This window comes from Peribacillus sp. GL_122 (assembly GCF_057835005.1).
On the sequence record NZ_CM174415.1, the window covers coordinates 3687341 to 3699875 of the forward strand.

10 protein-coding genes are annotated in these 12535 nt (G+C 40.1%); 1 reads left to right on the forward strand and 9 read right to left on the reverse strand.

The window, feature by feature from the left end; translation table 11 throughout:
• Positions 1-105 precede the first annotated feature (105 nt).
• From AC3ISB_RS17760 to AC3ISB_RS17795, 8 genes are all read right to left on the reverse strand, one after another.
• Entirely contained in the window at positions 106-831 is a 726-nt protein-coding gene (locus AC3ISB_RS17760; protein ID WP_377397449.1) for a hypothetical protein, read from the reverse strand.
• 13 nt (positions 832-844) lie between these two features.
• Positions 845-1042 carry a DUF2768 domain-containing protein gene (locus AC3ISB_RS17765; protein WP_048681698.1) on the reverse strand — a complete coding sequence of 66 codons (198 nt, stop codon included), beginning with the start codon at positions 1040-1042 and terminating at the stop codon, positions 845-847.
• A 222-nt stretch (positions 1043-1264) separates the two neighbouring features.
• The gene (locus AC3ISB_RS17770) at positions 1265-2638 is read right to left on the reverse strand and encodes a putrescine aminotransferase (RefSeq protein WP_480338681.1); all 1374 of its coding nucleotides are present in this window, start codon (positions 2636-2638) and stop codon (positions 1265-1267) included.
• A 303-nt stretch (positions 2639-2941) separates the two neighbouring features.
• Positions 2942-5047 carry a sigma-54 interaction domain-containing protein gene (locus AC3ISB_RS17775; RefSeq protein ID WP_489273799.1) on the reverse strand — a complete coding sequence of 702 codons (2106 nt, stop codon included), beginning with the start codon at positions 5045-5047 and terminating at the stop codon, positions 2942-2944.
• 901 nt (positions 5048-5948) lie between these two features.
• A complete protein-coding gene (locus AC3ISB_RS17780; RefSeq protein WP_141993571.1) occupies positions 5949-7286 on the reverse strand; it encodes an APC family permease in 1338 nt (445 codons plus the stop codon).
• A 386-nt stretch (positions 7287-7672) separates the two neighbouring features.
• On the reverse strand, positions 7673-8725 hold the full coding sequence (locus tag AC3ISB_RS17785; RefSeq protein ID WP_141993572.1) for an NAD(P)H-dependent glycerol-3-phosphate dehydrogenase: 1053 nt from the start codon (positions 8723-8725) through the stop codon (positions 7673-7675).
• 16 nt (positions 8726-8741) lie between these two features.
• Positions 8742-10052 carry a ribosome biogenesis GTPase Der gene (gene der / locus AC3ISB_RS17790; protein WP_098370788.1) on the reverse strand — a complete coding sequence of 437 codons (1311 nt, stop codon included), beginning with the start codon at positions 10050-10052 and terminating at the stop codon, positions 8742-8744.
• A gap of 498 nt (positions 10053-10550) precedes the next feature.
• Positions 10551-11171, reverse strand: a complete 621-nt coding sequence (locus AC3ISB_RS17795) for a YphA family membrane protein (RefSeq protein ID WP_098370789.1) — start codon at positions 11169-11171, stop codon at positions 10551-10553.
• A 112-nt stretch (positions 11172-11283) separates the two neighbouring features.
• Here AC3ISB_RS17795 and AC3ISB_RS17800 point away from each other — a divergent pair, with 112 nt between their 5' ends.
• On the forward strand, positions 11284-11415 hold the full coding sequence (locus tag AC3ISB_RS17800; protein WP_076365623.1) for a YpzI family protein: 132 nt from the start codon (positions 11284-11286) through the stop codon (positions 11413-11415).
• Positions 11416-11481: 66 nt separating this feature from the next.
• Here AC3ISB_RS17800 and fni read toward each other — a convergent pair whose 3' ends face one another.
• On the reverse strand, positions 11482-12528 hold the full coding sequence (gene fni / locus AC3ISB_RS17805; protein ID WP_098370846.1) for a type 2 isopentenyl-diphosphate Delta-isomerase: 1047 nt from the start codon (positions 12526-12528) through the stop codon (positions 11482-11484).
• Positions 12529-12535 lie beyond the last annotated feature (7 nt).

Sequence of the window (12535 nt, forward strand, 5' to 3'; positions counted from 1 at the left end):
CACCAGAAATTTTATATAAGGGTTGTTATTTTAAAAGTAAGATGAAATAAAGATAAAAGAAATAACCCTTCCCCTACAATATATTTTGCAGAAGAAGGGTTATGCCTATTTTGTAAGAAATATTGGATTATTTGTTTTTCCATCAATTGTATATGGCAATGAATAGGCAGGGACGAACTCCGAACTCTGAACCAGCAGTTCCCGGATATCTTCACCTGGCTTAATTTCCCCCTCATGCTTCTTTAATGCCTCAAGTAAATCCGGGGTATAATCAACAAAAATACTGCCTTGACCATCGACTACAAGATATAAGTCTTTTTGTGAAAATGGGCTCGTGACCGTCGGAGCTTCCTTCAGGCCCATTTTCTCATAATCAAGAGTGAAGACATTATCGGATAACCTTTCCTTAAATGGCGGGTATCCGTTGCTTTGCTGATAAGCAGTCAATCTCAAGGAAACATCCTGAATCTTCTGCGCCATCCTGACATCCAACAGCTTTACAGTCGGATTCTTTTCAACATTTACGAGGATGTATTGAAAGACGCCTCCCGATTCAAAGGCATTGTCTGGCGGTTCAGCCATATACCTCGGTGAAATCTTAGAAAATTTTATGACATATTTTTGATAAATCGGTGTTTCAGCATCTTTTGTAACGATGGGCAGTATGCCGCCTTCATCTTTCTGAAATTGATCCACTGCACTTTGGACTGATTGTATTTGCTCTTTATAAGGCAGTTGGTTTTGCATTTTTTGCTTCTCCGGATATAAGCAGCCAGATAATGATACAGAGATGCATAATAAACATAATATTTTGAAAAAATTTCTCATCATTTCTCCTCACCTATCAAGTGGTTGGCCCGCTAAGAACAACGATAAGGATGATCAAGCCGGCTAGAATCATAAGTATGTATGCGATAATTGCTGTCAAGACTCTCCAAAAACCTTTTAATTTATAACGGCTTAAGTAGATTAGAAATATAGAGATAACCATAAAGCCCATAGCTATAAAGGATATCCACATTTTTTGCAGAGCAGGTGTCATATCTTCATCACTCCTTTTTCCAGAAATTATTATAACATACCAAATTACGTTAAAGGAATTAAATCCTTGTCCAATCTGTGTAATTCCCGTTTTCATGACTCATTTTGATGAAAAAAAACTTCTGAGGTGCAGTACTAAAACGAAAAATATGTGAGTAATCCCGACACCCCCTCCTCCAATCAAAAAAAAACAGCCCAAAGGCTGTTTTTCTTCTTACTTAAATTAAGATTGAAGCGTCGGCAAGACCTCTTTAAACGCTTTAATGACTGTATCGACTTCATCCAACTTAATAGTCAATGACGGCTCAATCCTTATTGTTTTGGAATTTATGAGCGTACCTGCTACCAAGATGCCTTTATCAAAGAGGGCTTTTGAGAATTCATAACCCACTTCATCTTTATGGAACTCAATACCAATCATCAAACCTTGGCCGCGGATCTCCAAAACCTTATCTTTGTGCTCATCAGCCACTTCCCTTAACCCATTTAAGAAGTATTCACCAACTTCTGCAGCACGCTGCGGTAAGTTTTCTTCCAAAAGTACGTCGATCGTAGCAATGGCTGCAGCACAAGCTAGTGGATTTCCGCCAAATGTCGTAGTGTGCATGAATGGATTGTCGAACCAGCTTTTAAACACTTTCTCATTGGCTACAACAGCCCCTGCAGGCATTACTCCGCCGCCAAATGCTTTCGCTAAACAAATAATGTCCGGAACAACATCATATAGCTCGGAAGCGAACATTTTACCTGTACGGCCCATTCCAGTTTGCACTTCATCCAATATTAATAACGCATCATATTCGTCACATAATGCCCGAACCTGCTTTAAATAACCTTGCGGAGGAAGGATGACCCCACCTTCACCTTGGATTGGCTCCAATAGTACAGCAGCAACATCTTCACCGACCAACGCACAACTTTCAAACGTTTTTCTCATCATATCCACATCACCAAAAGGTACATGACGCACACCTGGGATCAATGGCATGAACGGTTTTCTGAACATTCCCTTTGCCGTTGCCGATAGTGAACCAAGGCTTTTCCCATGAAATGATTTTGTCGTGGAAATGATCGTGTGTCGGTCACTGTACATTTTGGCCAGCTTAAGCGCAGCCTCCACGCTCTCGGTACCGCTATTCGTAAAGAACGAGTATTTTAAATCTCCCGGCGTGATTTCGGCAAGGATCTTGGCAAGCATTGCACGTAATGGATCAAGTAAGTCCTGGCTATGAAGGGCTTGTCTTTGCAATTGATCGGTTACAGCCTTTACAACTTTAGGGTTACGGTGGCCTACATTATAAATACCAAATCCACCTAAACAATCAATATAATTTTTTCCATTTACATCCGTAAAACAGGAATCTTGATCAGACCACTCAACCGAAGCGAATTGTGTGTCTTTAGTGACCGTCTTACGGTATTCCAAAAACCCTGGGTTTACATGGTCACGGAAATTCTCGACCGTTTCTTTCGTTACCCACAGTGCATCTTCTTTTGAAATTTCTTTTTGTTCGATTAATTGAAGCACTTTTTTAATATAATCTTGGGTTGCTGATTGGTTAGCTTGAGTGTTTTTACTTTCTACGTTAATTGACATTTTTTTAATCTCCTTTTTTTTATAACTTTAGTGGATGGTTAATTAAGATTGCTTCTTTATGAAACTTTGATGCTTACCTCCCTTTTTTCTTATACTTATTAATCAAGCAAGAACCATGCCAAGTTAATTAACCAATAAAATCGCATTTCTTTTTGATAAATCACTCCGATACTATGCAAATATGCATAGTATTATTTCACTTTGCATAATCATCTTGAAAAATCATTAATAGCTTCCCTAATGCCGTCAATAAAAATAAAAGCCGTTGCCAAGTGATTTTCATCACTCGGCAACGGCTTTTATTCAAAATGCATTGTTTTCGATTTTCTTACTCTGTTCAGCTAACACTTTTTGATACTTCCTGCTCACTGACGATTGACTTATCCCGAGCGCTTTAGCCGCTTTGGTCGTGGTTTTATACTGTTTCATGGCAAGCATGATCAATTGTTCTTCGACATGATCCTGTGCTTCCTGCAATGGAAGAATTCTCGTAATGATGGGTTTCGTTTGTTTAAAGTCACTGCCTACAGGTATGAACCTTTGAATGAAGTCAGCATCGATCATCTCTTCATCTGCAGAAACAACCAATCTTTCTATCATGTTCTGCAACTCACGAATGTTCCCCGGCCAGGTATAGACTTCCAGTATATTTAATGCATCGGGGGAAAAGTGGTAATTCCGCTGATACCTTTCATTCAGTTTTTGCAGGAAATGAAAGGCTAGCGGTGGTATATCCTCCGGCCTCTCCCTTAAAGGGGGCACATGTATGGGTATGACGTTCAATCGATAGAATAAATCTTCTCTGAACGTGCCCTTCTCGACCATTTTTTCCAGACTCTTATTCGTGGCTGCAACAATTTGAACATCAATGGAAATGGGCGTAGTGCTGCCAATCGGAATCACTTCCTGTTCCTGGAGGACCCGCAGCAGTTTGACTTGCAGATGTATTGGCATGTCACCCACTTCATCAAGGAATAAAACACCTTTATTGGCCTGTTGAAAGTATCCTACCTTCCCATTTTTATCCGCTCCTGTAAAGGAACCCTTCGTATAACCAAACAATTCACTTTCGAGGAGGTTTTCCGGAATCGCCCCGCAATTTATCTTCAGGAAAGGCTTTTTAGATCGCCTGCCCATTTTATGGATGGCTTCGGCTATCACTTCTTTACCTACTCCCGACTCCCCATTGATTAATACAGTAGATGAAAAATGAGCGATTTTCTTGACTTGGCTGATTATCTGCTCCATTTTAGGACTTGCAAAAACCAACTCTTTATAAAATTGATCTTGTTTTTTGAAAGAGTCCAGTTCTTTCCTCATTTCATTTAATTCCGATTTCAATTGGGTCGTTTCCGTTATATCCCTTGATGCAATGACTATTCGATCTATATCGCCTTTTTCATTGAACACAGGGGTGCCCACGGATAGGACTTTCTTATTCATTTTCGTATCCTGGACAATCGATACTTTCTTTTTTTGGTCAAGGACTAACCGGGTGACCGAAGGATTAAAAATCCCTTCATCTTCTAATTGCAAGAGATTCTTCCCAATATAATCTTTTAAGTTCTTCCCCCAGAATCCTGAGATGATGCTGTCACTATAGCGCAGCAGCTCTCCTTTTTGATTGACTACAAGTATTTCATCATAGATATTCGCCAAAATGGCATTCAAGTCTTTATTCGAGCTTTTTATCAATTCTATTTCCATGGCCATTTCCTCAACCATCGGTAAATCCTGAACGATGATGATCAGGCCTTCGACTTCCTTTTCATGGTTCAGAATTGGGCTATAGTCGACAAGCACACTCATGACATCAGTAATCTCCAGCTGATTCAGAATACTGCTCCCGCTGGCAAACACGCTATGTATATGCTGCTTATTGAAGATGTTCGCAGCAGGTTCATTAAGGACTTGATCAGAAGGCTTTTTTATCATCTTCAAGCCTGATTCATTAAAGTTCACGATATTTTTTTCTTTATCAGCCACAAAAATCCCCATAGGAATGGAGGTTAAAATCACATTTAGCAGGTCTAAATTTTGTTTGCTGTCCTGCTTGAATAATTCAGCTAATACATCTTCCCTTTTTACATAACCGGTTAGCAGGCCTTCATCCGTTTTAATCAGCACGATAGGTTCACCGATAATTTGAAACAGAAGCGGCAAGGATATGTTAGGGTGCAATTTACAGACATTATCAATCGAAAAAGCATACTGTAAAAGCTGATCGACTGTCGTTATTTTTTCATTTAACGGGAGGTCATCCATGCGGATATACGCAAACACTTGATTTTCCTTCATAAGAAAGAAGAAAGGTTCTTGTATCTCATGAATTTTTTGGTCTGAAAATGTAGGCTGATCAATTGTTATAGTTATGAATGGTCTTATTTTATCATCCGGAATAGATAACACATTTTCACTCTCCTTTTGTAACCTAACCTACATTTTATCACAATTCTGAATTGCAAGATAAAAAATAACATGCACCATTACTCAATATCCATCATTTACCTTTATTCTTTTCACAGCAAAAGGGTCCTTTAACGGACGCTTTTGACCTAAAAATATGGTATGCACCTTAGACTTATTTTATAAAGGACCGCTCACCTTTTCTTAGCCTTTTTCAAACCCCTGCTTGTTATGATTCGAGGATGGTCGTCCTCGCCCTAGGTTTTTTATAAAGATAGGGCAGCTTCCACAATACCGTCATTACGGTTCCATACCTGTTTGCAAAGTTTTAAAAACACTATAAGAACTTAATGGTATTTGCTTTCAAAACTTCTGCTAGCGACACTTTTCCTTGTTCCCCATATGTAATATCACAGATGGATTAAACGATGAATATGACCATGAATAGCAAGGCGACTATCGTTAGTATAGCAATTGCTTTCGTAGCCACATCCCCATGAGATTGATAAACGTCACAATAATCAGTAAATTCAACACCCATGCATAAGCCGGTACGGAAGTAATCCTGTAAAGAAAATGCGGAACAACAATTAATTGACCATTCGAATGAATGATTAATCCATCAGTATCGACTTACCTACAAGAAAACCGGCAGATGTACGCATATACCAAACCTGCCGAAGGAATGATTTTTCCATAACTGTACGCTGTGAAAAGCATCACCATAAAAGCGAGCCAGCAGGCTCCCCGAACCATACCAAGTGACATATTCTTGCTCATAAATGCTGAACACAAGTCGCTGACGCCATGAACGAAATTAGAACAACAGGCATGGGCATTAACGTCCTCTTCATTTTTTCATCAGCCATATAACAACCACCCTTGTTTCATGAATACAATAGATTCACTGTGCTTTTTCAAAATGGAATAGCGGAGGGGATTCCGTCAACCATTTTGTCCGATACAGAAGATAGCCAATCCCAATTACCGCCCAGACAATTCCTAAAATTAATGAACTCATCTCGAGATTAAGCCAAAGGATGAAGACCGAAGCCGCGCCTAATACCGGGGAAAGAATAGTTGAAAGAAATCCTTTAATCGTTCTGAAGCTTTTGTTTCTTATTGCGTGGACGATTACGCAAATATTCACGAAGGTAAAAGCGATTAAAGCCCCAAAGTTTATGAGGGAAGCGGCCGTAACCAAATCAAGGAATAAGGCAACCATTGATATGGACCCGACAAATATGACATTAAAAAATGGCGTGTTGTATTTGGGGTGGATAAACCCAAATAGTTTTTTCGGGATCATTTGGTCACGCCCCATGACATATAGCAACCTAGAAACACTAGCATGAGATGCAAGACCGGAGGCAAGGGTACCGCATAAGGTTCCTGCAAGAAAGAAAGCCTGAAATAACTTCCCGCCAACGAAAAGGGCAATTTCGGGAGAAGCTGCTTCAGGATCGCTAAAACGGGAAACATCCGGGAAAAATAACTGTGTAAAGAATGATGCCGTCACAAATAACCCCCCTCCGATAAGGGCAGTCAAAAAGATGGCCCGGGGAACCGTTTTGGATGGATTCGATGTTTCTTCCGATAAAGTAGTGACTGCGTCAAACCCCAAAAATGAAAAACAAAGGATTGTAGCACCAGATATGAGTGTCGACATTTCCAAATGTGGCCCGAAGAATGGCTGAACCGACAAGACCTCTCCATTGCCTTCTCCACTCATGACTCCTTTAACGACAAGTGCCACAAAAATAACGATGACCAACATTTGAAAAAAAACAAGGAAGCTATTAAAGTTGGCTGCAAAATTAACATTGAATAAGTTAATGACTGTCATTAAAAGGACAAATGCCACCACCCATATCCACGGGTATACTTCCGGAAAAAGAGCAGTTAAGTATATTTTTGTTAAAATGCCGTTCACCATCGGTAAAAATAAATAATCAAGTAACGAAGACCACCCGACAAGGAAGCCTAAATGTGGATTAATCGTTTTTTGTGTGTAAGTATAGGATGAACCTGCCTGTGGATAGATTTTCACCATTTTTCCATAACTGGATGCAGTAAACAACATCGCTGAAAGAGCAATGACATATGCGGTTGGCACATGCCCCCCTGTTTTTTCGGAAACTATCCCGAATGTATCAAAAACAACCATCGGCGTCATATATCCAACACCAAGCAATACGATATGCCATAAGTTTAAGGACCTTTTCAGTTTTCCTGTTTGCATGTATCATTCCCCTTCCTTTTTTAGCGAGAAAAGTAAACCAACTTTTCTGGCCTCCCTTATAATTCTTTGGTCATATTACACTTCGCAATTTTCATACCAAAAAAAATAGTCGATTTTTAACTAAAAACAAGGAAATATGTAGAATGATTTATGCAATACTGAATAAACCATTCACTATTGCATAAATCCACAGAGAACAGATGATTTTTTGACCATAAAAAAAAGCAGAAGATATCTGAATATCTTCTGCTCATTTGACTAAATCCCCCGTGCCGTGGTCAAATTACTAGTTTACTTTCGTTGCATTGTATGCTGATACACGGCAAGGCGCATCATCAAATGCCTAATTTAATGAAATTCTTTTACGAAAATCAACAAATTGGAGGTTAATCCTGCTGCCTGCTATCCAATATGTTGTAAAGTTCTTCCATCTCATTCGTTTTTGAACGATTCATCAAAAGGTCAACAGCCTTTTTCACTTCTTCCCCATTGAATAAAACATCGTACAAAGCTTCTGTGATCGGCATGTTCACTTCGTACTTTTTGGCTAGTTGATAGGCAGCTTTAGTGGTTCTGACACCTTCAACGACCATACCCATGTTTTCCAAAACTTCTTCAAGCTTTTGCCCTTTACCAAGCATATTCCCAGCTCTCCAATTACGGGAATGAACGCTTGTACAAGTGACGATCAAGTCGCCAATCCCAGCTAAACCTGAAAACGTTAGTGGGTTAGCCCCCATGGCCACCCCTAGACGGGATATTTCAGCCAATCCTCGTGTCATTAATGCAGCCTTGGCATTATCCCCATAGCCTAAACCATCCGTAATGCCGGCGGCCAAAGCAATGATGTTCTTCAATGCCCCTCCGATTTCAACACCAACCATGTCCGGATTTGTATATACACGGAAATTATTATTGATAAAGATGTCCTGAACCCTTTCGGCAGCCTTCATATTCTTTGAAGAAACGGCAACTGTTGTCGGGTGACGCAGACTTACTTCCTCTGCATGGCTCGGTCCTGAAAGAACCACTATATCCTTAAGCCATTCAGCCGAAGACACTTCTTCAATCATTTCTGATATACGAAGCAGTGAATCAGGTTCAATTCCCTTACTCACATGAACGATTGTCAATGGTTTATCATGAGCCTCTTTTATCTGACCAAGCACTTCCCTGTAGGCTTTGGTCGGCACAGCCAAAATAATTATTTCAATCCCGGCCAACGCTTCCTTAAGGGAAGAATAACCTTTAATCCCCAAAGGTAATTCAATCCCAGGCAAGTATTTTTCATTCGTATGATTTTGATTTATTTCATTGATTTGTTTCTGATTATGTCCCCACAATCTCACTTCATGCTGATTATCGGCGATTACGAGCGCTAAAGCAGTTCCCCAGCTCCCAGCTCCAATCACTGCGATACTTTCTTTATCTTTCACCATGATATAACCACCTTTACTATTTTCTCTGGCGTCCAAAAATTCGTATTGGTGTTCCTTCAAAACCAAAGGCATCCCTAATTCGATTTTCTAAAAATCTCTCATATGAAAAATGCAGTAACTCCGGATCGTTAACGAATACAACGAAAGTTGGCGGCTTGATCGCTACCTGAGTCGTATAATAAATTTTCAAACGGTTGCCATTGTGAGTCGGTGTCGGATTCATCGCAACGGCATCCATGACCACTTCATTCAAGACATTTGTTTGAACCCGGATAGCATGATTCTCACTAGCCTGATCAATGACCGGTATTAATGTATGTGTCCGTTTTTTCGTTAAAGCAGAAAGATAAATGATTGGCGCATAATCTAAGAATAGGAAATGGGCACGGATATTTTCTTCAAAATCCTTCATCGTTTTTTCATCTTTCTCGATGGCATCCCACTTATTGACGACGATGATGACCGCCCTACCCGCTTCATGGGCATATCCGGCAATTTTTTTATCCTGCTCACGAATACCTTCTTCAGCGTTTAGGACCACAAGAACAACGTCTGAACGCTCAATTGCCCTTAATGCACGAAGTACGCTATATTTTTCCGTGCTTTCATACACTTTACCTTTTTTCCGCATCCCTGCTGTATCAATAATGACATATTCTTTGCCATTATATTTATAAGGAGAGTCAATCGCGTCGCGAGTCGTACCTTCAATATCACTTACAATGACACGTTCTTCACCTAACAATGCATTGACCAGAGATGACTTACCTACGTTCGGTCTTCCAATCAAACTGAATTTAATGACATCATCAGCATAATCCTGGCCGCTGAAATTAGGGAAATGTTTGGCCGCTTCATCCAGAAGGTCACCAAGACCAAGTCCATGAGACCCGGAGATCGGGAATGGATCCCCAAAACCTAACGCATAGAAATCATAAATTTGATCTTTCATTTCCGGGTTATCAACTTTATTTACTGCAAGAACAACTGGCTTTCTCGATTTATAGAGTATCTTAGCTACTTCTTCATCAGCAGCCGTTACCCCTTCACGACCATTCGTCATAAAAATTATCACATCAGCTTCGTCGATGGCAATTTCAGCCTGCTGGCGAATTTGTTCCAGGAACGGCTCGTCACCGATATCAATTCCACCTGTATCAATTATGTTAAAATCATGTGTCAACCATTCACCAGAACTATAAATCCTGTCCCGAGTTACTCCAGGAACGTCTTCGACAATCGAAACCCGTTCTCCAACTATTCTATTAAAGATTGTCGATTTTCCCACGTTCGGACGACCGACTATCGCAATTACCGGTTTTGGCATTGCTATTCACCCTTTCTGCTACTATATCTCTGTCAAAGTCACGAAATTCATGAATGCATTTATTACGGTTGCTTTGCATTATTGATTTTCATCATTTCCTTTTAAAGGAAAAGGCTGTATCCATCATCATTTAAAGGAATCTTTTATCAGTAAGAAAATCCTAACTGATGTTCAGTAAAACTCATCAAGAATTCACGGGCAGTTTGTCCACTTGACGCCCCGGTTCCTAAAGTGACGTGAAGCCGAACCCCTGCATGCTCAAACTTGATTATAAACAGCCCAAAAAAATGAAGAAAGCTTCGACATACGGCTTCCTTTTTAATTGTTTAGAGCATTTTACGATTTATCTACAGACCTCTAACTATCCTATAGTAACAAATTTCTCGCCAATCAACAATGATTGTATGAATAAAAGCCTTCCAATTCCAATTGGTTCCATTTATACTTCTACCTTTTGATAAAGCGGCTAATACCCCATACCATTTTTCACCATACACTTCATTGATTAAAATTCTCTTTTCCTTGTTTTGATAAAAATCTCGATTGGGATATTAAATAAATGTATTGGCCAACCATTTCCAACATTCTCCACAGTATGTTTGCGCCCAATACCAGAACTGCATCATCATGCCATGGGTAAGCAAGGGCCACATAAGGTAAAGAGTGGTAAGCAAGTAATCCAGAATATATGATATCTCCCATCATCATCCCAATTAAAAGGACGAACAATCGATATTTCCAATTTTTAAAAAGTAATAGGATAAGATAATTCAGGAAAATACACAAAAGATAAGAGGGCTTCATGATGAGCCATATCGGATCAAGCAAAGAAAATAGTTGAAAACTGGCATAAGCGAGAGTGATAATAAGACTTCCGCTGATCAGTTCCATCATCTTGATGATTGATTTCTTCCTAATATATACACACAGTATAAAGAAAAGGTACGGACCGCTCAAATGAACGGAAACCAATGGAACCTCCAGTTTATAGCCCGCTAATATCATAACGGCTAATAGATGAAAAAGAAAATCAAAACGAAAGGGAACCGTTTTCGGAATAAAAAACATGACAATGACCCAAACTATCCATGAAATCCAATAAAATATAATTCCATCCATGCAACGTCCCCCCTTTTAGGAACATTATGGCTTGTTTATTCAAAGTATAAACATAAAGCACGGCATTTAATGAGGAAAACCTTCCCCCTATCAATTAAAAGGAGGTGTGAACATGGGAAAAGATCGGCAAGAGAAGAAATTGAAAGAAAGTAAACGGGTGGAGTCCGACAGGGACCAATCACTGGATCATAAAGGAGCTACAAGAATGGAAGGCCCTGAAGAGGCACGAAAAAGGAATAGTTAAGTCTGTCCCTGAACAAAAAGAAGCATCTCAATTCGTTTCAATTGAGATGCTTCCTTTTGTGGTCATTCACTTAGCATACGCCGAACAATCAATGCCTCTTTGAGATAACCAATGATAGGTATTTCCTTTGATGACTAATTTCGATTTCCTTAATTCTGGGATATTACCGCACCCGAGTGCAGTCATGATGACCTTCAAATCTTCATGTATGTAATGTATTTCTTTAATCAATTGTTCCAAGCCCAACTCTTTATAGATCTTGAGGAAATGTCCGGCCAATCCGACTCCTTTCGCTCCTAATGCCAAGCTTTTTGTAATTTCCAAAGGGCTTTGAATGCCACCCGACCCAATGACTGAAAGCTGTGGTGAAACATTAACTGCTTCGACAATCGAAGCGGCTGTCGGTATGCCCCATTCATTAAAATATCCGAGTATTTTTGCTCGTCTTTCGTTCTCGATTTTAGCAAAATTCGTTCCGCCAAACCCGCCTACATCAATGATCGAAACACCCACGGAATGTAATTGCCGCACCGTTTCCATACTCATCCCAAATCCAACCTCTTTTACGATGACAGGAATTCCGATCGTTCTGTTGATTTTTTCTATTCTCGAAAGGGTGCCCGCAAAATCCCTGTCCCCTTCAGGCATCGTCAATTCCTGGATGACGTTAATATGAATCTGAAGGGCATTGGCCCCGATCATTTCGCTTGCCCGCTTAGCCTGTTCGACTGTTGCTTCACCACCGAGATTACCAATCAACACACCATCAGGATTTTCCTTCCTTACAACTTTAAAAGAAGCTTGCTGGCCAGAATCCTTGATGGCTGCCATTTGCGATCCTACCGCCATGGCGATTCCCGTTTCCCGTGCTGCAATGGCTAGGTCACCATTCAATTTCTCGGTTTCAGGGCCTCCGCCTCCGGTCATGGCATTTATAAAAATTGGCGAACTTAATTCAAGTTCGCCAACTTCTGCTGTGAGTTTCACATTATTCAAGGAAATACCTGGTAAGCTTTGGTGAATAAACGAAATATCTTCTAGCCCGGTTTTATGCTGCTGTCCTGTCTTTAGTGCAAATTCTATATGATCTAATTTTCGTTGTTTTCTCTCCAAGGCCATC